The sequence below is a fragment of the Variovorax paradoxus genome (assembly GCF_030815855.1).
Lineage (GTDB): Bacteria > Pseudomonadota > Gammaproteobacteria > Burkholderiales > Burkholderiaceae_C > Variovorax > Variovorax paradoxus_M.
Genome location: NZ_JAUSXG010000001.1, coordinates 1484391 through 1505373, shown reverse-complemented (window position 1 = coordinate 1505373; position 20983 = coordinate 1484391). Strand labels below are relative to the sequence as shown.

The following is a 20983-nucleotide window of genomic DNA, read 5'->3' as shown; positions in this document are numbered from 1 at the left end:
TTCAGGTTCGGATTCATCGCGCGCCCACTCAGTTGCGGAAGGTGGAGATCAGGTTGTTGAGCGCGGTTTTCTGGCTTTCGCTGCCGTCGCTGGTGATCCGGCTCATCAGTGCCGCAACGCTGATGTTCTGGATCTCGCCGGACGAATTGCCGAGCGCGCCGACCAGGTCGCGCAGGTCTTTCACCACGTCGCGATCGCCGGACAGCTGGTCCTTGAAGGCCACCTGCAGCGCATTGCTCTTGGAGATGACGCCGTCGATGCCCTTGCCCACGGAGAGCGAGCGCACAAAGCTGTCGAAGTAGTCGCCCTGCCCGCCCACGATGTCGATCTTGGCGTTGGCCAGCGCGGTGCCCAGCACTTCGGCCTGCTCCTTGGCGATGGCGGTCTGCGCGTCGATGCCCTTCATGGTTTCGATGTGCGACTTTTCGAGGCGCATGCGGAATTCCTCGTGGTCGCGGGTGTCTGGGCTCATCGCCTTCATGGCTTCGAACTTTTCAGCCAGGCCCTTGGCTTCGGCGCTGAAGCGGGCTTCGATCACCTGCGCGTCGGCTTGGCCAGATTTCAGGGTGGCTTCGGCATCGGCAGTGCGCACGTTCACTTCGGCGAGGCCGAGCTTTTCCTTGCCCGAGGCTTCGGCGTCGAACTTGGCGCGCATGCCCGCAGCTTCGGCCTGCGAGCGGGCCTCGATCACCTGCGCATCGGCTTGGCCGGCCTTGAGGATGGCATCGGCGTCGGCCTGGCGCACATGCACGTCGGCCAAGCCGAGCTTTTCCTTGCCCGAAGCCTCGGCCTCGAAGGTGGCGAGCTTGGCCTGGGCGGTGGCAATCTGCACCTTGGCAGCGGCGAGGCCCGGCGCGGCCGAAATGGCTTCCATGCCTTCGGCTTCACGCTTCTTCGACTCGGCGTCGCGCTCCGCGACCTTGAGCTTGGCATCGGCCAGCGTGAGTTCTTCGGCCGCCTTGTGGCGCGCGCGTTTTTCCTGCGTTTCGGCCGCCTTCACGTCGATCACCATCTTTTCGTCGGCCTGGCCCTCGGCCATGATCACGACGGACTTCTTGGTGCGCTCGGCTTCGGCGACCACGCGCAGTTCCTTGATGGCTTCTTCCTGCTCGGCCACGGTGCGCTCGACCACGATGCGCTCGCGAATCACGTCGGCAATGGCCTTCTTCTGCACTTCGACGGCCTTGTCCTTCTCGATGCGCTGCAGCGTCACTTCCTTTTCGCGGTCGACAATTTCGAGGTCGCGGGCGCGCGTGACCTTTTCTTCCTCGATGGCGACCGCGCGCTTGCGGTTGTTCTCGGCCACTTCCTTCTCGCGCTGCACGTTCTCCTGCTGCACCGAGATCGATTGCTCGGAGACCAGGCGCGCGGTTTCGGACTTGGTGCGCTCCTCGGCCTGGATCTTGGCGGTCTCGGCCTCTTCGCGGGCACGCACGCTGGCAATTTCACGCTGTTGGCGCGCGGTGGCGTCGGCCTGCTGGCGTTCGAGCTCGAGCAGCGCCTCCTGCGTTTCGACGTTCTTCTTCTTGATCTGCATTTCCTCGTTGCGGCGCAACTCGTTGGTGCGCACATGTTCGACCGCCGTCAGCTCGGTGATCTTCTTGATGCCCTGCGCATCGAGGATGTTGTTGGTGTCGAGCTCCGAGAGCGGCGTTTGCTCGAGGTAGTCGATGGCGGCGTCTTCGAGCACGTAGCCCGACAGGTCGTTGCCGATCTGGCTGATGATCTGGTCACGGAAGCCGTCGCGCGCCTGGTACAGGTCGACGAAATCCATCGACTTGCCGACGGTCTTGAGCGCTTCGGAGAACTTGGCCGAGAACAGCTCCTCGAGCGTTTCGTGGTTCGACGCCCGCGCGCAGCCGATGCCCTGCGCCACCTTGAGCACGTCGTCGGCGGTCTTGTTGACGCGCACGAAGAACTTCACCTTGATGTCGGCGCGAATGTTGTCGCGGCAGATCAGGCCTTCGTTGCCGGAGCGGTCGATCTCGATCGTCTTGACCGAGATGTCCATCAACTCGGCCTTGTGGATGATCGGGTAGACCATGCGCCCGGTGAAGGTCACCTCGGGCTCGGCGCGCAGCGTGTTCACGATGAGCGCGTGGCCCTGTTCGATCTTGCGATAGAACTTGGCGAACATCGCGAACAGGCCGAGGATGACCACGGCCAGTATGACCACGGCAAAGATGATGGGCTCCATTTTTTCTCCAGAGATGCTTTAAGAGCGAACGAACAGTAAGGGGGTGCGCGCGGTCAGACGATGTCGTCGTGCGCCGCGATGAGGTAGCGGCCGGCCACCTCGTCGTATTCGAGAATGAGCGCCTGCGATCCGCGCTTGAGCGTGTTGGGCGTGGGCGCCCACACGCGAATGTTCAGGCTGGCGCCGCGGCGCGCCACTTCGGCACGGCCGTCTTTCTCGTTCACCACGCCGGTGACGACGCGGCAGGCCTGTCCGACCAGCGCCGCATTGCTCACCGCCGTGTGGCTCACGAACAAGCCGCGCAGCGGGCGGATGGCCACGGCTGTCACGGGTATGGAGATGGCGGCGCTCGCCACCAGCAACACCGTGCCGGCCAAGATCTTGAGCGGCAGCGTGGGCACCAGCGGCAGCAGCCACTCCCCGCCAAGGCACGACAGCGTCCACGACACCAGCACCAGCAGGCTCACCGCCACCGAGAACGGCACGCCGTTGAGGCCAAACGCAACCACGTAGCTCGCGAGCTGCCCCACGTCGCTGGTGTCGCCGTCGGCATGGGTCTGCAGATCGACATCGATGCCGCTGTGCTCGATGTCGACCATGCCGGCCACCGCGAGCATCCAATAGATCACCACGACGCCCAGCAGCACCGTGTAGATCGCGGTGGGGTAGCCCACCACCGCATCCATGAAATTTCCCATTGACCCTCCCGCGTGCGGGTTGTGTTTTTATCTTCGGCCCGGCTTCGCTGCGCCAGTGCCCTTTTTCTTTCCACCACTTGCAAAAGCAATCAGATCCCGCGTGGCCCTCTCCTTGATGGCCAGCCGGTCGTCCGGGGCGAGCCCATATCTCGCCGCTAGAAACTCGTAGTCTGCCGCATTCAACGACACGGTCAGCCGCGGCCGCTTGGGTTTGGACGTTGTCGCGAGCCCCAGCACCTGCCGGATCTGGTCGGAGGTGGACACGTGCTGCTCGAAGGCCGCCGTGCGAACTGCCTCCAGCACGGCCTCTTCCACGTCGAACGCCACCTGAACGGCGCGTATCGCCTCGTCCGAGCCTTGCCAGCGAACCGGCTTGACCCGCACGGTCATTGCGAACCAGGCTCCGCCGGTTTGGCCTGGCGCGCGCGGATGCGCTCCATCACCTGGCCGGTGCGGTCGACGTCATTGCCGATGCCCGCGGCCGCGAGCTTTTTCTCGAGCGCGCTGTGGCCGAGTTCGTTTTCGAGCGTCTGGCTCGCGGCCATCCGGTCGGCCAGTTCCTCATGGCGCTGGCGGATACGCTCGAGCGACTCACGCGCATTGGACAGGCGCGAACCGCCCGCGCCGATGTTTTCGGAGATCGACTGCGTGGCGCGGTACACGCTCTCGGTGGTCTTGGCGATGCCGATCTCGCGCTCATGCTCGCGGATGCGCGCTTCGGCCGTCTTGATCAGGTCCTTGAGCTTGGACACCTGCAGCGCGTAGGAGGCGTGCGCCTTGGCCTGCTCTTCGAGTTCTTTTTCGAGCGTGCCGACCTTCGCCGCGACGTCGAGTGCCAGGCCTTCCTGCGTCTTGTTGAGCGCTTCGAGCGCGAGGCCTTCGTAGCGCGCGGCTTCGTTCTTCAGGCGTTCGATCTCGCGGGCCGATTGCATCTCCTTGGCCATGACGCCGGTGAGATCGCCCTTGGCCTTCTCGATGCTGTGCTTGGCATCGACGATTTCCTGCTCGTAGATGCGCGTGGCATTGCTGTCGACCACGCTCTCGCCGATTTCGCGGGCACTGCCGCGCAGCAAGGTGACCAGCTTCTTGATGACTGTCATGATGATCTCCGCTTCTTAGTTCAGGAATTCGGACAGGGCGTCCAGCGCATCGAGCGCGTTGTCGCTGAGCACCGCCACTTCGCGCGCAACGTCTTCCACGCCCGCATTGCGCCCGAGCGCACCGGTGAGCACGTAGCGGCCGTCGACGCGCCCGAAGGACGACAGCGGCACCGAAGGGTTGAGGTCGAGCAGCGATTCGAGCAGCTCGGTACGGCGTTCGGCCTTCACTTCTTCTTCGGTCCAGAGATAGCAGATGCAGATGATCTGCATGTCCGAGCTCGTGATGAAGATGGGCAGCTCGTCGCGCCCTTCGATGCTCACCTGGACCACGGGCGTCTGGCCCGGAATCGGCTGCAACTGCACGGTCAGGCCGCCCATCGCGGCACCGGCCAGGACATCGAGTCCCTTCAGTTGATCGAGCAGTGATTGCATACCTCTCCTTGGGGTTGGAAACCGACCGAAGCGAACGGTGCTTCGATGGGGTCACTATAGGTGCGGCGACATAACATGTCAAAGATTCTTTTGGCCTATGCCCACCCGCTTGGGCCGCGGCAGCTTGCCGGAACGTCACGCCTGCGGCAGCTGGAATCCGGCCTTGAGGGTGTCGCGCAGATGGCTCACGAACAGGTTCACCGCACGCGGTATGTGCAACGAATAGGGCCGAATGGCGTAGATATGGTCCGCAAACGCGCCCGTGGGCTGCCAGTCGGGCAGCACCTCGACGAGCTTGCCCGCCTGCAGGCCCGATTGCGCGCTGAAGTCCGGCAGGAGCGCAATACCGAGCCCCGCCTGCGCCGCATCGCGCAGTGCCTCGCTGTTGTTGGCGGCCAATGGTCCGGCGATCGGCACCGTCACGCGCTCAGCCTGTCGCGCGCGGCCGCCACGCCGCTCGAACGACCACACGTTGGTTTCCTGCCCGCGCGGATAGTGCAGGCAATCGTGCTCGGCCAGCATGGCCGGCGCCAGCGGCGTTCCTTTTCGGCGCAGATAGGCGCGGCTGGCCACCAGCACGGACCGGGTCTCGCACAGCCGCCAGGCCACATGCGTATCGGGCGGCGAAGCGGCATGCCGCACGGCCAGGTCGAAGCCTTCCGTCGCCAGCGAACTGAGCCGGTCCGAGAGTTCCATCTCGATGCGGATCGACGGATGCGCCAGAAGAAAGTCGGTGAGCCGCGGCAGCAGCTGCTGCCGGCCCAGCGCCACGGGCGCCGTGACACGCACCAGGCCGCGCGGTTCGCCCGAATGGTCCTGCGCCTTCAGAAAGCTGTGGGCGATCTGCTCGAAGGGCTCGCGGGTCTGGTCGACGAGCTGCTGGCCGGCCTCGGTGAGCCGCATGCTCCGCGTGGTGCGGCGCACCAACGGCACACCCGCGGCGCGTTCGAGTTCGGCGATGCGCTGACTCATGGCCGCCTTGCTCACACCCAGCCGCGCCGCGGCGGCGGTGTAACTGCCCTGCTGCCCGAGCACGATCAGCCAGTGCAAGTGGATCCAGAGCGATTCGGCTTTTTGCGTATCCATGGCTGCATTGTTCACCATGGCGAACAAACAGTTCAACTTTAGCGCCTAGGCAGAGGTGCCTCTCCTTCCTAGACTGGTGCAATCATTTGACCTCCGGGACTCTCCATGACCACACAGATCGCGCATTTCATTGCCGGCCAGCACACCGCCGGCGGTTCCACCCGCACGCAGGATGTCACCAATCCCGCTTCCGGCAAGGTCACGGCCAAGGTGGTGCTCGCGGCCCAGTCCGATGTCGACGCCGCCGTGGCCGCCGCGCAGGCCGCATTCCCCAAGTGGGCCGATACGCCGCCGATCCGCCGCGCCCGCGTGATGTTCAAGTTCCTGGAGCTGCTCAACCTGCACAAGGACGAGCTGGCGCACATGATCACCGCCGAGCACGGCAAGGTGTTCACCGACGCGCAGGGCGAAGTCTCGCGCGGCATCGACATCGTCGAGTTCGCCTGCGGCATTCCACAGCTGCTCAAGGGCGACTTCACCGACCAGGTTTCCACCGGCATCGACAACTGGACGCTGCGCCAACCGCTCGGCGTGGTGGCCGGCATCACGCCCTTCAACTTTCCGGTGATGGTGCCCATGTGGATGTTCCCGGTGGCCATTGCCGCGGGCAATACCTTCATTCTCAAGCCCAGCCCGACCGACCCCACGCCGTCGCTGCGCATGGCCGAACTGCTGAAGGAAGCCGGCCTGCCCGACGGCGTGTTCAACGTGGTGCAGGGCGACAAGGTCGCGGTCGATGCGCTGCTCGAGCACCCGGACGTCAAGGCCGTGAGCTTCGTCGGCTCCACGCCCATTGCCAACTACATCTACGAAACCGGCGCCCGCCACGGCAAGCGCGTGCAGGCGCTCGGCGGCGCGAAGAACCACATGGTGGTGATGCCCGACGCCGACATCGACCAGACGGTGGATGCACTGATCGGCGCGGGCTACGGCTCGGCCGGCGAGCGCTGCATGGCCATCAGCGTGGCGGTGCTGGTGGGCGACGTGGCGGACAAGATCATTCCCAAGCTCATCGAGCGCACGAAGACGCTCAAGGTGCTCGACGGCGAGAACCTCGCGGCCGAGATGGGGCCGATCGTCACGCGCGCGGCGCACGAGCGCATCACGGGCTACATCGCCCTGGGTGAGAAGGAAGGCGCGAAGCTGCTGGTCGACGGCCGCGGCTTCGAAGGTGCCACGGCCGGCCAGGGCTGCGGCGACGGTTTCTGGATGGGCGGCACGCTGTTCGACCATGTCACGCCCGAGATGCGCATCTACAAGGAAGAGATCTTCGGCCCCGTGCTCTCGTGCGTGCGCGTGGCCAACTTCAAGGACGCGGTCGATCTGGTCAACGACCACGAGTTCGGCAACGGCGTGAGCTGCTTCACGCGCGACGGCAACGTGGCGCGCGAGTTCAGCCGCCGCATCCAGGTCGGCATGGTCGGCATCAACGTGCCGATTCCGGTGCCGATGGCATGGCACGGTTTCGGCGGCTGGAAGCGCTCGCTGTTCGGCGACATGCATGCCTACGGCGAGGAAGGCGTGCGTTTCTACACCAAGCAGAAGTCGGTCATGCAGCGCTGGCCCGAGAGCATCGGCAAGGGCGCCGAGTTCGTGATGCCGACCGCGAAGTAACAGGCATCGGGGCACTGGCCAACAATGGCCAAGGCTAACCAAAGACTGACTTGCTCCCCTGTGCGAGAGCCGCCAGACTTTGCGCATGACCCTGGTTCCAGCGCCCACGACAACCACGACGGCAACAAGCACAGCCTCACGGAGCCTGTCGGCCGTGCCTTCCACGCTGCGTATTTCGCTCGCCGCGCGCGCCTCCGGCGATGCGATGTTTCCGCAACTTGCCGTGCGGGACGCCTACGCCGCCGCGGTGCTGGAGCAGATACGCGACGACGGGCACGCCCTGCCGGAAGACAGGGCGACCATCTACGGCATCCTGAACCGCACGCGCAGGTTTCGAAGCCTCGCGCAGGAATTCCTCAAGCAGCATCCGGGCGGCCGCGTGGTGAACATGGGCTGCGGCCTGAGCCACTACTTCCAATGGCTGGACGACGGAAAGTCCCGCTTGACCGACGCCGACCTGCCCGAGGTGCTCGAACTTCGCCGCGAACTGATTCCTGAAACCAGTCCGAGGCACGATGCGCGCGCGCTCGACCTCACCTCGCCCGATTGGTGGGAACAGTTGGGGCTGCCGCGCAAGCGCAACGGGCCACCGGTATTTCTCTTTACCGAAGGGGTGCTGATGTACCTCGAGCCGCAACAGGTGCAAGCCATGCTCGCGACCTTCGGCGAACGCGCGCCCGCCGGCTCGGTGCTGGCATTCGACGCCATGTGCTGGCTTGCGATCGGGCGGGCCGCGCAGCATCCTTCCGTGCGCGCCACCGGTGCCGAGTTTCGATGGGGGCTGCGCCGGATCGCCGAGCTGACACAGGCCCATCCGCGCTTGCGGCTCGATTCCACCTACCGCGTGCTGGAGGGCATGGGCCCGCTGTACACCTTGTTTGCGCCGCTGGTCCTCATGCTGCTCGGCGTGCCGCTCTACGCTGTTTACGCGCTGAGCGCGGTGGACCAAGCCGATACATAAACGCACAATTTTTCCAATCCCCGGCCTTGTCTGGCCTGGATTGCACGGGTTGGCTGACGCGGAAAGCACCTCGGTCAAGGCATGCTCGCCGCTCCTCCTGTCGCGGAAACGCCTGATGCGTTGCATTAGGATGGTTCTCCCGTACCTCCAAGACTCGCAACCCTCAAGAAACACATGCTTGATCGCCGATCCTTCCTTGCCGCAGGTGGTGCCGCCGCCGCACTCGCCGCCCTTGGACTGCCCGAAGAGGCGTTGGCCGCCAACGGCCTGCAACTGAGCCAGCCTTCGCCGTTCTCGTTCGATCGCCTTGTCGCGCAAGCCAAACGCCTGGCCGCGCAACCGTACGTCGCTGCCGCGCCGCTCGCACCCGACGTGCTCGAGAAGATCGACTACGACGCCCACGGCAAGATCAAGTTCGACCCCGCCAACGCCCTCTTCCGCGATGGCCCCGGCGCCTTTCCCGTCACCTTCTTTCACCTCGGCCGCTTCTTCCAGACCCCGGTGCGCATGCACGTGCTCGAGAACTCCGACGGTGATGCGTTCGCGCGCGAAGTGCTCTACAGCCCCACGTATTTTTCGATGCCCCCCGACAGCCCGGCACGCGCGCTGCCGCCCGGCGCGGGCTTTGCGGGCTTTCGCCTGCAGGAAAGCCGCCTGGGCGACCAGAGCAAGCTCGACTGGCAAAAGAACGACTGGGTCGCGTTCCTCGGCGCTTCGTACTTCCGCGCCATCGGCGAGCTGTACCAGTACGGCCTGTCGGCACGCGGCCTCGCGCTCGACGTGGCGGTGCCCGACAAGCCGGAAGAGTTTCCGACCTTCACGCGCTACTACTTCGAAACGCCGGCCGCCGGCAACACCACCTCGATGACGGTCTACGCGCTGCTCGAGGGGCCGAGCGTCACGGGCGTGTTCAAGTTCGTGATGCAGCGCGGCAAGGCCGTCATCATGGACATCGATTCGCGCCTCTTCCTGCGCCGCGACGTGTCGCGCCTCGGGCTGGTGCCGCTCACTTCGATGTACTGGTACTCGGAAACCATCAAGCCCACCGCCATCGACTGGCGGCCCGAGGTGCACGACTCCGATGGCCTTGCCATCTGGAACGGCGCGGGCGAGCGCATCTGGCGCCCGCTCAACAACCCGACGCAGACGCGTGCCTCGGCCTTCGCGGACACCAAGCCGCGCGGCTTCGGCTTGCTGCAACGCGACCGCGCCTTCGACAACTACCAGGACGGCGTCAACTACGAAAAGCGCCCGAGCCTCTGGATCGAGCCGCTGGGCGACTGGGGCGAAGGTTCGGTGCAGCTGATCGAAATCCCGACTGACGACGAGATCCACGACAACATCGTCGCCTTCTGGGTGCCCAAGGCCGATGCCAAGGCCGGCGCGAGCTACAGCCTGCAGTACCGCCTGCACTGGACCGACCAGGAGCCCTTTCCCTCGCCGCTTGCGCGCTGCGTGGCCACGCGCATCGGGCGCGGCGGGCAGCCCGGCCAGCCGCGCCCGCCGGGCGTGCGCAAGTTCATGGTCGAGTTCGTCGGCCAGCCGCTCACCACCGTGCCCTTCGGCGTGAAGCCCGAACTCATGCTGACCGCGCCGCGCGGCAAGTTCTCCTATGTCTTTGCCGAAGCCGTGCCCAACGGCGTGCCCGGCCATTGGCGCGCGCAATTCGACTTCACGCCCGAAGGCAACGAGCCCATCGACATGCGGCTCTACCTGAAGATCGGCGACAAGACACTGACGGAAACCTGGCTGTACCAGTACCAACCAGGTTGAGCTTCACGAAGAAGCCCGGCGCGATCAGCGCTTCTTGACCGACACCAGCTCGACTTCGAAGTTGAGCGTGGCGTTCGGCGGAATCACGCCGCCTGCGCCGCGCGAGCCATAGGCAATGGCCGGCGGGCAGGTCAGCTTGGCCTTGCCACCCGGCTTCATCTTCTGCACGCCCTCGGTCCAGCAAGGGATCACGCCGTTGAGCGGAAACTCGGTGGGCTCACCGCGGCTGTAGGAGCTGTCGAATTCCTTGCCGCTGTCGGGGAAGGTGCCGCGGTAGTGCACCTTGACCACGTCCGTCGCGGCGGGCGAGGCGCCGGTGCCTTCCTTCAGCGATTGATAGACCAGGCCGCTTGGCGTGGTCACGGGCGCGGTCTGCGCCCAGGCGGTGGACATGGCGCAGATGGAAACAAGAGCGGCGCCGAGCAGGGACAAGGAAGACTTCACTGAACACCTCGAGAGAATGGAAAGCCACGATTATGGCCAGCAGGCGGCGCGCTTCGCCCGGGAGCCTGTATCCGGTGGAACAACCCTTGCTTTGCTGCATGTGCACTGTCAACATCCGCAAAAAGAGGAAGCTCCATGCAGTCCATCGAAGCCACACCGGCCGCCATCGCTGTCCCGGCCGGCACCGGCCACCTGAAGAAGGTGCTCGGCCCCATCCAGCTCTGGGGCATTGCGGTAGGCCTCGTCATATCGGGTGAGTACTTTGGTTGGAGCTACGGCTGGAACACCGCCGGCACGCTCGGCTTCCTGGTGGCCACGCTGCTGGTGGCCACGATGTACACCACCTTCATCTTCAGCTTTACCGAACTCTCGACCGCCATTCCGCATGCGGGCGGCCCCTTCGCCTATGCACGGCGCGCCTTCGGGCCGACCGGCGGCTTCGTCGCGGGCTTTGCCACGCTGATCGAATTCGTCTTTGCGCCGCCGGCCATCGCGCTGGCCATCGGCGCCTATCTGAACGTGCAGTTCCCGGGCATCAATCCCAAATGGTTCGCGCTCGGCGCCTACGTGATCTTCATCGGGCTCAACTGGGTGGGCGTGGGCATCGCGGCGGCCTTCGAATTGTTCGTGACCATCCTGGCCATCGTCGAGCTGCTGGTGTTCATGGGCGTGGTCACGCCGGGCTGGACGATGGCCAACTTCGTCGCCAACGGGTGGGCCGGCGGCAGCGTGCTCAATGGCGCGGCCATCTCGGGCATCTTCGCTTCCATTCCGTTCGCGATCTGGTTCTTCCTGGCCATCGAGGGCGCGGCCATGGCGGCCGAAGAGGCGCGCGACCCGCACCGCACCATTCCCATCGCCTACACCACGGGCATCGTCACGCTGGTGGTGCTCGCCTTCGGCGTGATGATCTTCGCGGGCGGCGTGGGCGACTGGCGCAAGCTTGCCAACATCAACGACCCGCTGCCGCAGGCCATGAAGGCGGTGGTGGGCGACAACAGCGGCTGGCTGCACATGCTGGTGTGGATCGGGCTCTTCGGGCTGATCGCCTCGTTCCACGGCATCATCATGGGCTACTCGCGCCAGATCTTCGCGCTGGCGCGCGCCGGCTACCTGCCGCGCTATTTCGCGGGCCTGAGCCCGCGCTTCGACACGCCGCACCGCGCGCTGCTGGCCGGCGGCGTCATCGGCGTGGTCGCGATCTTCAGCGACGAGTGGGTGCAGTTCGGCGGCCAGACGCTCACCGCCAACATCGTGACCATGGCCGTGCTCGGCGCGATCGTGATGTACCTGATCTCGATGGCCGCGCTCTTCAAATTGCGCAAGAGCGAACCCGACCTGCTGCGCACCTACCGCGCTCCTTTCTACCCCGTGTTCCCGGCCATCGCGCTCGGACTCGGCGTGGTGTGCCTCGGCGCGATGGTGTGGTTCAACTTCATGCTGACGGTGCTGTTCCTGGTGCTGATGGCGGCGGCCTACGGCTACTTCCTGCTGACCTCGGCGCAACGCAAGGCGGCGGCACCCGACGAGATGCTTTCTTCCACCGCCGGCAACGCCTGAAAGGCGCTGCGAAAGACGATGCGATACAGCGCCACCATCGCCGGGCAGGTCTTCACCTTCGACGACCTGAAGCAGGTCATGGCCTTCGCCAGCCCCGCGCGCTCGGGCGACTACCTCGCGGGCGTGGGCGCCGCCACCGCGCAACAGCGCATGGCGGCGCGCCATGTGCTGGCCGAGACGCCGCTCAAGCAGTTCCTGTCCGAAGCGCTGATTCCCTACGAGAGCGACAACATCACGCGGCTCATCATCGACAGCCACGACGCGCAGGCCTTTGCGCCGGTGTCGCATCTCACGGTGGGCGATTTTCGCAACTGGCTGCTGTCGGAGCAGGCCACCACCGAGGCGCTCACGGCGCTGGCGCCGGGCCTCACGCCCGAGATGGTCGCGGCCGTGTCCAAGCTCATGCGCAACCAGGACCTGGTGTCGGTCGCGAAGAAGTGCAGCGTGGTCACGCGTTTTCGCAACACCATCGGCCTGCCCGGCCACCTCTCGGTGCGCCTGCAGCCCAACCACCCGACCGACGACCTGCGCGGCGTGGCGGCCTCCACGCTCGACGGCCTGCTCTATGGCGCGGGCGATGCGGTGATCGGCCTCAACCCGGCCTCCGACAGCATGCCCGTGCTGGGCCGCCTGCTGCACATGCTCGACGAGGTGATCCAGCGCTTCGAGATCCCCACCCAGAGTTGCGTGCTCACGCACGTGACCAACACGCTGAAGCTCGCGGAAGCCGGCGCGCCGGTGGACCTGGTGTTCCAGTCGATTGCGGGCACCGAGAAGGCGAACCTCTCCTTCGGCGTAACGCTCGAGCTGCTAGACGACGCCTACGCCGCGGCGCTGGCGCTGAAGCGCGGCACCGTCGGCGACAACGTCATGTACTTCGAGACCGGCCAAGGCAGCGCGCTCTCGGCCAACGCCAACTTCGGCGTCGACCAGCAGACCTGCGAGGTCCGCGCCTATGCGCTGGCGCGCCGCTACAAGCCGCTTCTGATCAATACGGTGGTCGGCTTCATCGGGCCCGAATACCTGTACGACGGCAAGCAGATCATCCGCGCCGGGCTCGAAGACCACTGCTGCGGCAAGCTGCTGGGCCTGCCCCTCGGCTGCGACATCTGCTACACCAACCATGCCGAGGCCGACCAGGACGACATGGACAACCTGCTCGTGCTGCTGGGCACCGCGGGCATCAACTTCATCATGGGCATTCCGGGCGCCGACGACGTGATGCTCAACTACCAGAGCACCTCGTTCCACGACGCGCTGTTCCTGCGCCAGACGCTGGGCCTGAAGCGCGCGCCGGAATTCCAGGCGTGGCTGCAGCGCATGCAGATCACCGACGCCGCGGGGCAGCTTGCGCCGCCTTCGGCCAACCGCCTGCTGGCGGACATGAGCGGGCTGACCGCGCTCGCGCCATGAGCGCAGCGCCAAGGGTGCGCCAATGAGCGACCCCGTCACCCCCAATCCCTGGTCGCAATGGCGCTCGGCCACGCCAGCACGCCTGGCGCTGGGCCGCGCCGGCGCCGGCATGCCCACCGACGAGACGCTGCGCTTCGGCTGGGCCCATGCGATGGCACGCGATGCCATTCACGCGGCGCTCGATGTCGATGCGCTCGAAGCCACGCTGAACGCACAACAATGGGGAACGATGCGGGCCCGCAGCCGCGCCGGAGACCGCACCACCTACCTGCGCCGGCCCGACCTCGGCCGGCAACTCGACCCGGACGACGCCGAGCGCATGCGCAACGGCGCGAAGGGCGGCTGCGAAGTCTGCCTGGTGATCGGCGATGGTCTTTCTTCGCTCGCCGTGGCGCGCCATGCCGCGCCGCTGCTGGCCGCGCTGCGATCGCAATTGCCGGCCGACACGCGCTTCTCCCCCGTGGTCATCGCCACCCAGGCCCGGGTGGCACTGGCCGACGAGGTCGGCGAACTGTTCGGCGCCGCGCTCTCGGTCATGCTGATCGGCGAGCGCCCGGGACTCAGCTCGCCCGATAGCCTCGGCATCTACCTGACCCACTCGCCGAAGCGCGGCCGGCACGACGCCGAGCGCAACTGCATTTCGAACGTGCGCCCCGAAGGCCTGCCCTGCGAGGCCGCTGCGTTCAAGCTGGCCTGGCTGATGCGAGAGGCGCAGCAACGGGGGCTGACCGGCGTCGGGCTCAAGGACGAGAGCGATCTCGCGGTGCTGGGGCAGAGCGACGCCGCGAGGCCCGGCGTGGCGCCATAGCGGGGCTTTTGCCAGATCATAAAATACGCAATAAAATGATTGTTAAGTCGGTTAATACTCATTTTATTGATGTCAAGAAGCAGTCTCAGCCTTTCCGCCCTGCCCTCGCAGACCGCCTTGCCTCTTGAAAGGCTGGGCCAGCGCCTTCGCGCCCACAGGGTGCATCGCGGGTGGACGATTGCCGAAATGGCCGAGCGGCTGCTGTGCTCGTCCAATACCCTGCGCGCCCTCGAATCCGGGAAGCCCGGCACCAGCATCGGCCTGCTGGCCCATGCGCTGTGGCTTCTTGGCGAGATCGATTCGCTGGACGGCGTCGCCCCGGCGCCCGCAGGACTGGCGGCCAGGCGCCGCGTGCGCAGGTCGGCCTCGCAGGGTGCTCCGGGCGAGATTGCAGAGGACGAACGTGATTTCTGACAACGACGACGTCGAGCGACGCATCTACGTCGGACTCGCGCAGCGCACGGGCGAGCGAGTGCAGCCGGCCGGCCTGATGAAAGTCGTTCGCCGTGGCGTCGTGGAGTCCGGCGAATTCGCCTACGGCCGGCGCTATCTCGAAGACCCGGCGGCCGCGCCGCTCAACCCCGAGCGCCTGCCGCTGCGCGATGCCGCATTCGTGCTCGCCGAGCGCCGCATCCGCGAGGGCGGCGCCATGCCGCTCACGCTGCGCGATGCGCTGCCCGACAGCTGGGGCCGCAAGGTGCTTGAAATACGCCAAGGCAGGCCCCTTTCCGACATCGACGCATTGCTGCTGACCAACGAGGACCGCATCGGTGCGATGGTGTTCGCCGAGTCGCTGCCCATCGAGAGCGAAGAACCGCCTTCGACGCTTCATTCGCTGGAGGAACTCGCCGAGGCCTCGCGCCGTGTCGAAGCCGGCATGGAGATCGGCCCCGACATGCACCGGCTCCTGCGCGGCGGCAGCCTGGGCGGCGCCCGCCCCAAGGCGGCCTTTGTGCACGAGGGCCGGCGCTGCATCGCCAAGTTCGCATCGCGCGGCGACGACCATGACATGGAAGTGATCGAGGCGGCCACGCTCTGGCTCGCCGATGCCTGCGGCATCGATGTTCCGCCGTTCCTGCTGCAGCCCCTCGCGTCGGGGCATGCCTTGCTGGTCGAACGCTTCGACCGGGCGGGCCCGGTGAGCGACGAGCAGCGTTTTCACTACCTCTCGGCCTCGGCATTGCTCGATGTGCCTTATGACTCCAGCGGGGGCAGCTACGTCGAGCTGGCGCAGCTGCTGCGGCGTATCTCCCGGCAGCCGCAGGAAGACCTGGCCGAACTGTTCCGCCGCCTGGTATTCAACCTGGCGGTGGGCAACAGCGACGATCACGTCAAGAACCACGGCGCGTTGCGGGGCGAAGACGGGCTGTGGCGCCTGTCCCCGGCCTTCGACCTCGTGATGCAACTGGGCGGCCACACGGGCTATCAGGAGCTCGCCATCTTTCCGGGCCAGCACGCATCGCGCCTCGAACTGGCCCACGCCGCATCTTCCCAATTCGGCCTGCCGGCATCGCACGCAGCCGCGACCATCCGCAGCATCCAGGAAACCGTCGCTGTGCAGGCCGCGGCGAGCGTCGAGGCGGCAGGGGGAAACCGCGCGCTCGTGCGCAGGGTGGCGGCGTTCATCGAACAGCAGCAGGCACGCATCGGCGCGTAGTTGGCATGGCTGATGCGTAGGTCGATGCGGAAGTGTCACGAGCGCTGCATACGCTCGGAGCTTTTCATCGACAACGCATAACGACAGGAAGCACATGCAACGCCGCCTCGCCCTTCTCACCCCACTTGCTGCCGCGCTCGTCGCTACCGGCTGCGCCAGCCTCTCGCCCGCCAAGGGCCTTTCGCCCGCCCACTGGGACGCTTTCAACCGCGCCCAGATCGAAGGCCTGATCTCCAGCCTCGGCAAGCAAAGCCCGGGCTACAACGCCGCCAAGCCGCCCTACGTGGTGTTCGACTGGGACAACACCAGCGTGTTCCTCGACATCGAGGAAGCCTCGCTGATCTACCAGCTCGAGAACCTGGTCTTCGGCGCCACGCCGGCGCAGCTCGAAGTGGCGCTGCGCAAGAACATCCCCAAGAAAGATTTTCTTCCCGCGTACAACAACGCGGCCGGCCAGCCGGTGAACATCGACCGGCTGGTGCCCGACATCGTGGCGAGCTACACCTGGCTTTACCAGAACTACAGCGGCCTCAAGGGCAGCCAGCCGCTGGCCGCGGTGAAGCTGAGCCCGCACTACATCGCATTCACCACCAAGGTGCGCTATCTCTACGAAGCCATCGGCGACACCTTCGACCACGACACGGCCTACCCGTGGGTGACCTACCTCTTCGTCGGCATGACCGAAGCGCAGGTGCGCAAGCTCACGGCGGAAACCGTGGCATGGCAATTGAAGGAACCCGTGGCCAAGGTGAAATGGACGTCGCCCGCCGCACTGCCCGGGCAGGCGGGCGTCGTCTCGGTCAGCTGGAAGAACGGCCTGCGGCTACAGCCAGAAATGCAGGAGCTGTACGCCGCGTTCCGGAACGCGGGTTTCGATGTGTGGGTGTGTTCCGCATCTTTCGTCGACGTGATCAAGGAAATCTCGTCGAACCCCGCCTTCGGCTACAACAACCCGGCCGACCGCGTGCTGGCGATGGAACTGGAGCGCGACGCCAATGGCGTGATCCAGCCCGAGTACCGGCGCGGCTACGACCAGACGCAAGGCCCGGGCAAGACCAAGAACATCCAGCGCTTCCTGGTGAGCAAATACGGCTACGGCCCGAGCTTCATCGCCGGCGACAGCGAGGGCGACCAGAACATGATGGCCGACTTTGCCGACACCAAGAAGGTGCTGATCGTCAACCGCCTGCGCGACCCGAAGACCGACATCGGCAAGTTCTCGGCCATGGCGGTGCAGAACTACGGCAAGCCCGACACGCGCTACCTGCTGCAGGGCCGCGACGACAACACGGGCCAGTGGGTGGCTTCGCAACTGCACACGCCGCTGGGGGCAACGCAAGGCAAGGCTCTGAAGTAGGCCTGCACGCTCGGCGGCGGTAGCTGCTCGTGGGGTAGTTGCCTATGATCCCGGCATTGCCACCAGGAGACACCACATGGCCGACCGCTACCCTCTCGCCGAGCTGAAAGACCTGCCGGAAGACATCCGCACCGCAATTCTGGCGGTGCAGGAGAAAGCCGGCTTCGTTCCCAACGTTTTCCTTGCGCTGGCGCGCCGCCCGGCCGAGTGGCGCGCCTTCTTCGCGTACCACGACGCGTTGATGCTGAAGGAAGAAGGCTCGCTCACCAAGGGCGACCGCGAGATGATCGTCACGACCACCAGCGCGGCCAACCAGTGCCTGTACTGCGTGGTCGCGCACGGCGCGCTGCTGCGCATCTACGAGAAGAAGCCTTTGGTGGCGGACCAGGTGGCGGTGAACTACCGCAAGGCCGACATCACGCCGCGGCAGCGCGCGATGCTCGACTTTGCAATGAAGGTCTGCGAACGCTCGCACGAAATCGACGATGCGGACTTCAGCGCATTGCATGTCCATGGATTCGACGACGAGGACATCTGGGACATCGCTTCCATCACCGCCTTCTTCGGCCTGAGCAACCGGCTTGCAAGCTTCAGCGGCATGCAGCCGAATCCGGAATTCTTCCTGATGGGGCGGTTGCCCCGCGAGAAGAAATAGCGATCCCTCAAGCCTTGTTTCGGCAGGACGCGAGCGCGTCCAGGGCGGGCTTGTAGGTGGAGTTGCTCACGTCCATCAGCCCCAGCACGGTGTGGTACAGGTTGTCGTGCGTCAGCGGCGCATCGAGCCCCGCTTCCATGCACGGGCGGGAGAGCTTCCGGCGCTCGCTCATGCCCTCGCCGAACCAGGTGACCATGGGCACGTGCTTCTGCGCCTCGGGTGCGAAGCTGTACGGCACACCGTGCAGGAACAGCCCGTACTCGCCGAGCGATTCGCCATGGTCGCTCACGTAGAGCAGCGCCGGGTCGTACTGCCCCGATTGCGCCTTCAGCCAGTCGATGGCCTGGCCCAGGAAGCGATCGGTCTGCGCAATCGAGTTGTCATACACGTTCTGCAGCTCCGCATGGCCGCACTCGGCCAGCGCGTTGGTCTTGCACTCGGGCAGGAAGCGCTTCACCTCCGGCGCCGAACGCTTGTAGTAAGCCGGGCCGTGGCTGCCCATCTGGTGCATGACCAGCACCACGCCCTTTGCACGGCGCTCGGCCGGCAGCGCGGCAATGCGCGCGTCGAGGCCCTTGAGCATGACGTCGTCCAGGCATTCCTCGCCGTCGCACAGCGCGCTCTTCTGCGCCGGCGAAAGGCTGTCGAAGGCGGAGGCATTCGGAATGCGCGTGCAGACATCCTTGCAGCCCGCCTGGTTGTCGAGCCACAGCACCGCGAGGCCGGCGGCCTGCAGCACGTCGACCAGGTTTTCGTAGTCGTCCTTGCGCGATTCGTAGCCCTGCTTGCCCAGGGGCGAAAACATGCACGGCACCGAGGCCAGGGTGTTGGTGCCGCACGAATGCACGTCGCGATAGCTCAGCACGCCGCGCGTCGCCAGTTCGGGCGTGGTGTTGCGCGCATAGCCGTTGAGGCCGAAGTGGTCGGCCCGCGCCGTCTCGCCCACCACCATCACGAACATCGGCGGGCGCGCCTGGTCCGCATAGCTTGCCCCCAAGGCCGTTCCGGCGGTGATGGGAATCAGCTTGCGGCTGCGCTTGAACATCGGCTTGATGAGCACCGAGCCGGCCGAATAGAGGCTCGCCACCGGATTCATCATGTAGCGCAGATGAATGTTGTTGCGCATCAGCGGCGCGAGCTGCCGGTTCATCGACACAGCCGCTACCAGCGCCACCGCCACGGCCAGCAGGAGCAGCGCCGCATTGCGCCAGAGCTTGGAGACGAAGCGCATCGGCACCAAGCGCGCGCGCCAGAGCGCCACGCCCGGCAACAGGACCACCAGCAGCACATGGAAGGCCATGCGCCAGCTCATCAGGTCGCGCGCCTCGTGCGGATCGGTCTGCAGCACGTTGGCGATCATGGTCGGGTCCATCACCACGCGGTATTCGAGCATGTAGTGCTGGACGAACGCCGCCAGCAGCACCACGGCGAACCACAGCGGCTTCATCCAGCGCGACCAGGCGGTGAAGGACAGCAGCGCCACCGTGGCGCACACCATGAGCACCGCCATGGCCGCGGTCGTGGGCAAGTAGGTGCTGGGTGCGCCGCCGATGCGGGCCAGCTCGTCCCACAGCGGCCAGTTGGCGGCCACCGCGAGATAGATGCCGAGCCAAACGACCATCTTCTGTGCCGAACGGGGCCGCGTCAGCCACAGGTCGATGCGCGCCCAAAACGCGCGTGCGGACGCCACGGGCCGCGTGCCGTCCGCCGGCAGTTCCATGCCCCGCACGGGCGCGGGTTCGATTCGCGAAAAAGACATGCGCCACTGTAAGAAGCGCAACTGAAGGAAGCCTGAACTGCGCGTTCAGCCGGCGTTCAGGCTTGGCTGCGCCTCGCCCTCAACCGGGGCCGCATGTAGGCCCTGAGCGCCAGGTTCAGTGGCCGGCTGACGCGGCGCTCCACCACGATCGACACCAGCGCGCCCAGCATGGCGCCGACCGCCACGTCGATCGGAAAGTGCAGCCCCAGAAACACGCGGCTCCACCCCACCACCGCGGCCAGCACCAGCGCGGCGAACATGGGCGCCCGCCACGGCAGGCACCACAGGGAGAACGCGGCGGCGAAAGTGCCCGCGGCATGCAGGCTCGGAAAGCCCGGCCGGGCGCCCTGCGGCGCCCACTGAATGCCCAGCCCATAAAACGCGGGCCGCTGGAACGGCAGGGCCGAGCGCAACAGGTTCACGAAGAGCCAGACCGCCAGCACGCTGACCAGCGCGGTGAAGAAGGCATAACGCAGGCGCCGGTCGAGCGCCGCCCCGCCCATGATTGCGACGGCCAGCAGGGTCGGCAGCACGTCGGACGCAAAGCGCGCGAAATGAATGCTCCGCGCGGGCGCCGTGACGCCCGCGTTGATCAGCGCGAACAGCGCGACATCAAGAGCCTGCATGCAGGACGGCGGGTTCGTCTGCGGGCAGCCGGGAAGCACGGGGCGCGGCAACCAGGTCGATGGCGAAGCCGACCGTCCAGCAAATCCAGGCGGTCCACAGCGTGTGGCTCATGTAGTGCGCACCGCGCAACTGCTGCGACACGCCCAGCATGAGGCCCGCAACCAGCGACACGCCGAGCCACAGGGCTGCAGCACCCGGCGACACCCTGCGCAGCACGAAATAGCCGCCCGCATAGGCAAAAGCGGCGGAAGCATGGCCCGCCGGAAAGCACCCACCGGGGCCGCCGTCGTACACCTTCCATGCCCAGTGCGACACATGACTCGCCACGCCGCCGAATTCCTTCAGATCCCACGGGCAGCTGGTGTGGCTTGCATGCTTGAGCAGGCTGACGGTGATGACCGACAGCAGCACCGTGAAAGCCAGCTGCGCTCGGGCGCGAACGGACAGCCGCCGCAAGACGCCCAACGGCCAGCGAATGCCGGCGAACAGCGCGATCACGAACAACCAGCTCAGGTTCTTTGCGCTCTCATGCATCACATGAACCAGAAAAGCGTTGTCGCGCCACGGAAAGCCCGCGGGCGTGCCGGCCAGGCGCGCGAGCGCGAGATCGCCTCCGGTGGAGTCCCAGCCGAGCAGGAGCCCGAGCGTCAGAAGGGTCAAGGCCACCAAATGAAGGTCTGGAGAATTCGGAAGAGTCGAGACACGCGTCATGGGCAGAGAAAAACAAGCCTGGAGGAACCCTGCGAGCCTACGTTCGTGGTCTGAACCGAGCCTGAAGCGGCCTGAACGAAAGCTGACGCTTCCATGGGGCCTGCCGCGGTCGGCGCTAGACTTCGTTTTTT

20 protein-coding genes are annotated in these 20983 nt (G+C 66.0%); 10 read left to right on the top strand and 10 right to left on the bottom strand.

Translation table 11 applies throughout. The features are described from left to right. Window positions 1-28: 28 nt before the first annotated feature. The 6 genes from QFZ42_RS07015 to QFZ42_RS06990 all read right to left on the bottom strand — a co-directional run bounded on the left by QFZ42_RS07015 (window position 29) and on the right by QFZ42_RS06990 (window position 5513). Complete coding sequence (locus QFZ42_RS07015; RefSeq protein ID WP_307700271.1) at window positions 29-2197, bottom strand: hypothetical protein; 2169 nt, start codon at window positions 2195-2197, stop codon at window positions 29-31. A gap of 53 nt (window positions 2198-2250) precedes the next feature. After that, window positions 2251-2895 carry an OB-fold-containig protein gene (locus tag QFZ42_RS07010; RefSeq protein ID WP_307700270.1) on the bottom strand — a complete coding sequence of 215 codons (645 nt, stop codon included), beginning with the start codon at window positions 2893-2895 and terminating at the stop codon, window positions 2251-2253. A 27-nt stretch (window positions 2896-2922) separates the two neighbouring features. Next, window positions 2923-3285, bottom strand: a complete 363-nt coding sequence (locus QFZ42_RS07005; protein WP_307700269.1) for a hypothetical protein — start codon at window positions 3283-3285, stop codon at window positions 2923-2925. Continuing rightward, window positions 3282-3995: a PspA/IM30 family protein gene (locus tag QFZ42_RS07000; protein WP_307700268.1), complete on the bottom strand. Its 714-nt coding sequence runs from the start codon at window positions 3993-3995 to the stop codon at window positions 3282-3284. The genes QFZ42_RS07005 and QFZ42_RS07000 overlap by 4 nt, the downstream gene beginning before the upstream one ends. Before the next feature lie 15 nt (window positions 3996-4010). Further along, entirely contained in the window at window positions 4011-4427 is a 417-nt protein-coding gene (locus QFZ42_RS06995) for a YjfI family protein (RefSeq protein ID WP_307700267.1), read from the bottom strand. 135 nt (window positions 4428-4562) lie between these two features. Next, window positions 4563-5513 (bottom strand): LysR family transcriptional regulator, encoded by a 951-nt coding sequence (locus QFZ42_RS06990; protein ID WP_307700266.1) that lies wholly within the window; start codon window positions 5511-5513, stop codon window positions 4563-4565. A 105-nt stretch (window positions 5514-5618) separates the two neighbouring features. Here QFZ42_RS06990 and QFZ42_RS06985 point away from each other — a divergent pair, with 105 nt between their 5' ends. The 3 genes from QFZ42_RS06985 (at window position 5619) to QFZ42_RS06975 (ending at window position 9861) form a co-directional block, all read left to right on the top strand. Then, a complete protein-coding gene (locus tag QFZ42_RS06985) occupies window positions 5619-7127 on the top strand; it encodes a CoA-acylating methylmalonate-semialdehyde dehydrogenase (RefSeq protein ID WP_307700265.1) in 1509 nt (502 codons plus the stop codon). A gap of 154 nt (window positions 7128-7281) precedes the next feature. Further along, complete coding sequence (locus QFZ42_RS06980; RefSeq protein ID WP_307700264.1) at window positions 7282-8088, top strand: class I SAM-dependent methyltransferase; 807 nt, start codon at window positions 7282-7284, stop codon at window positions 8086-8088. A 174-nt stretch (window positions 8089-8262) separates the two neighbouring features. Continuing rightward, entirely contained in the window at window positions 8263-9861 is a 1599-nt protein-coding gene (locus tag QFZ42_RS06975; protein WP_307700263.1) for a glucan biosynthesis protein, read from the top strand. Between the two features lie 24 nt (window positions 9862-9885). Here QFZ42_RS06975 and QFZ42_RS06970 read toward each other — a convergent pair whose 3' ends face one another. After that, on the bottom strand, window positions 9886-10254 hold the full coding sequence (locus QFZ42_RS06970) for an FKBP-type peptidyl-prolyl cis-trans isomerase (RefSeq protein WP_307700262.1): 369 nt from the start codon (window positions 10252-10254) through the stop codon (window positions 9886-9888). Between the two features lie 186 nt (window positions 10255-10440). Between QFZ42_RS06970 and eat the strand changes: the two genes are divergently transcribed. From eat to QFZ42_RS06935, 7 genes are all read left to right on the top strand, one after another. After that, window positions 10441-11865 carry an ethanolamine permease gene (gene eat / locus QFZ42_RS06965; protein ID WP_307700261.1) on the top strand — a complete coding sequence of 475 codons (1425 nt, stop codon included), beginning with the start codon at window positions 10441-10443 and terminating at the stop codon, window positions 11863-11865. Window positions 11866-11883: 18 nt separating this feature from the next. Further along, window positions 11884-13278, top strand: a complete 1395-nt coding sequence (locus QFZ42_RS06960) for an ethanolamine ammonia-lyase subunit EutB (RefSeq protein ID WP_307700260.1) — start codon at window positions 11884-11886, stop codon at window positions 13276-13278. 22 nt (window positions 13279-13300) lie between these two features. Beyond that, a complete protein-coding gene (eutC, locus tag QFZ42_RS06955) occupies window positions 13301-14086 on the top strand; it encodes an ethanolamine ammonia-lyase subunit EutC (RefSeq protein WP_307700259.1) in 786 nt (261 codons plus the stop codon). 117 nt (window positions 14087-14203) lie between these two features. After that, a complete protein-coding gene (locus tag QFZ42_RS06950) occupies window positions 14204-14500 on the top strand; it encodes a helix-turn-helix domain-containing protein (RefSeq protein ID WP_307700258.1) in 297 nt (98 codons plus the stop codon). Then, window positions 14490-15743 carry a type II toxin-antitoxin system HipA family toxin gene (locus QFZ42_RS06945; protein WP_307700257.1) on the top strand — a complete coding sequence of 418 codons (1254 nt, stop codon included), beginning with the start codon at window positions 14490-14492 and terminating at the stop codon, window positions 15741-15743. Before QFZ42_RS06950 ends, QFZ42_RS06945 begins: the two co-directional genes overlap by 11 nt. A gap of 94 nt (window positions 15744-15837) precedes the next feature. After that, complete coding sequence (locus QFZ42_RS06940) at window positions 15838-17100, top strand: haloacid dehalogenase-like hydrolase (RefSeq protein WP_307700256.1); 1263 nt, start codon at window positions 15838-15840, stop codon at window positions 17098-17100. A gap of 76 nt (window positions 17101-17176) precedes the next feature. Continuing rightward, window positions 17177-17755, top strand: coding sequence for a peroxidase-related enzyme (locus tag QFZ42_RS06935; RefSeq protein ID WP_307700255.1), 579 nt, complete (start codon window positions 17177-17179; stop codon window positions 17753-17755). A gap of 7 nt (window positions 17756-17762) precedes the next feature. Here the strand turns inward: QFZ42_RS06935 and QFZ42_RS06930 are convergent, their stop codons facing one another. The 3 genes from QFZ42_RS06930 to QFZ42_RS06920 are packed head-to-tail and all read right to left on the bottom strand — an operon-like array spanning window position 17763 to window position 20852. Beyond that, window positions 17763-19514 carry a phosphoethanolamine transferase gene (locus tag QFZ42_RS06930; RefSeq protein ID WP_307700254.1) on the bottom strand — a complete coding sequence of 584 codons (1752 nt, stop codon included), beginning with the start codon at window positions 19512-19514 and terminating at the stop codon, window positions 17763-17765. Between the two features lie 56 nt (window positions 19515-19570). Beyond that, window positions 19571-20140, bottom strand: a complete 570-nt coding sequence (locus tag QFZ42_RS06925) for a phosphatase PAP2 family protein (protein WP_307700253.1) — start codon at window positions 20138-20140, stop codon at window positions 19571-19573. Next, window positions 20127-20852 (bottom strand): phosphatase PAP2 family protein, encoded by a 726-nt coding sequence (locus QFZ42_RS06920; RefSeq protein WP_373423314.1) that lies wholly within the window; start codon window positions 20850-20852, stop codon window positions 20127-20129. Before QFZ42_RS06920 ends, QFZ42_RS06925 begins: the two co-directional genes overlap by 14 nt. Window positions 20853-20983: the final 131 nt, after the last annotated feature.

Coding starts and splice junctions, on each gene's coding strand:
- QFZ42_RS07005 (WP_307700269.1), bottom strand. CDS start 3,285: ATGACCGTGCGGGTCAAGCCGGTTCGCTGGCAAGGCTCGGACGAGGCG.
- QFZ42_RS06990 (WP_307700266.1), bottom strand. CDS start 5,513: ATGGATACGCAAAAAGCCGAATCGCTCTGGATCCACTTGCACTGGCTG.
- QFZ42_RS06940 (WP_307700256.1), top strand. CDS start 15,838: ATGCAACGCCGCCTCGCCCTTCTCACCCCACTTGCTGCCGCGCTCGTC.
- QFZ42_RS06920 (WP_373423314.1), bottom strand. CDS start 20,852: ATGACGCGTGTCTCGACTCTTCCGAATTCTCCAGACCTTCATTTGGTG.
- QFZ42_RS06970 (WP_307700262.1), bottom strand. CDS start 10,254: ATGTCCACCGCCTGGGCGCAGACCGCGCCCGTGACCACGCCAAGCGGC.
- QFZ42_RS06995 (WP_307700267.1), bottom strand. CDS start 4,427: ATGCAATCACTGCTCGATCAACTGAAGGGACTCGATGTCCTGGCCGGT.
- eutC (WP_307700259.1), top strand. CDS start 13,301: ATGAGCGACCCCGTCACCCCCAATCCCTGGTCGCAATGGCGCTCGGCC.
- QFZ42_RS06935 (WP_307700255.1), top strand. CDS start 17,177: ATGGCCGACCGCTACCCTCTCGCCGAGCTGAAAGACCTGCCGGAAGAC.
- QFZ42_RS06930 (WP_307700254.1), bottom strand. CDS start 19,514: ATGTCTTTTTCGCGAATCGAACCCGCGCCCGTGCGGGGCATGGAACTG.
- QFZ42_RS06985 (WP_307700265.1), top strand. CDS start 5,619: ATGACCACACAGATCGCGCATTTCATTGCCGGCCAGCACACCGCCGGC.
- QFZ42_RS07000 (WP_307700268.1), bottom strand. CDS start 3,995: ATGACAGTCATCAAGAAGCTGGTCACCTTGCTGCGCGGCAGTGCCCGC.
- QFZ42_RS07010 (WP_307700270.1), bottom strand. CDS start 2,895: ATGGGAAATTTCATGGATGCGGTGGTGGGCTACCCCACCGCGATCTAC.
- QFZ42_RS06925 (WP_307700253.1), bottom strand. CDS start 20,140: ATGCAGGCTCTTGATGTCGCGCTGTTCGCGCTGATCAACGCGGGCGTC.
- eat (WP_307700261.1), top strand. CDS start 10,441: ATGCAGTCCATCGAAGCCACACCGGCCGCCATCGCTGTCCCGGCCGGC.
- QFZ42_RS07015 (WP_307700271.1), bottom strand. CDS start 2,197: ATGGAGCCCATCATCTTTGCCGTGGTCATACTGGCCGTGGTCATCCTC.
- QFZ42_RS06975 (WP_307700263.1), top strand. CDS start 8,263: ATGCTTGATCGCCGATCCTTCCTTGCCGCAGGTGGTGCCGCCGCCGCA.
- QFZ42_RS06960 (WP_307700260.1), top strand. CDS start 11,884: ATGCGATACAGCGCCACCATCGCCGGGCAGGTCTTCACCTTCGACGAC.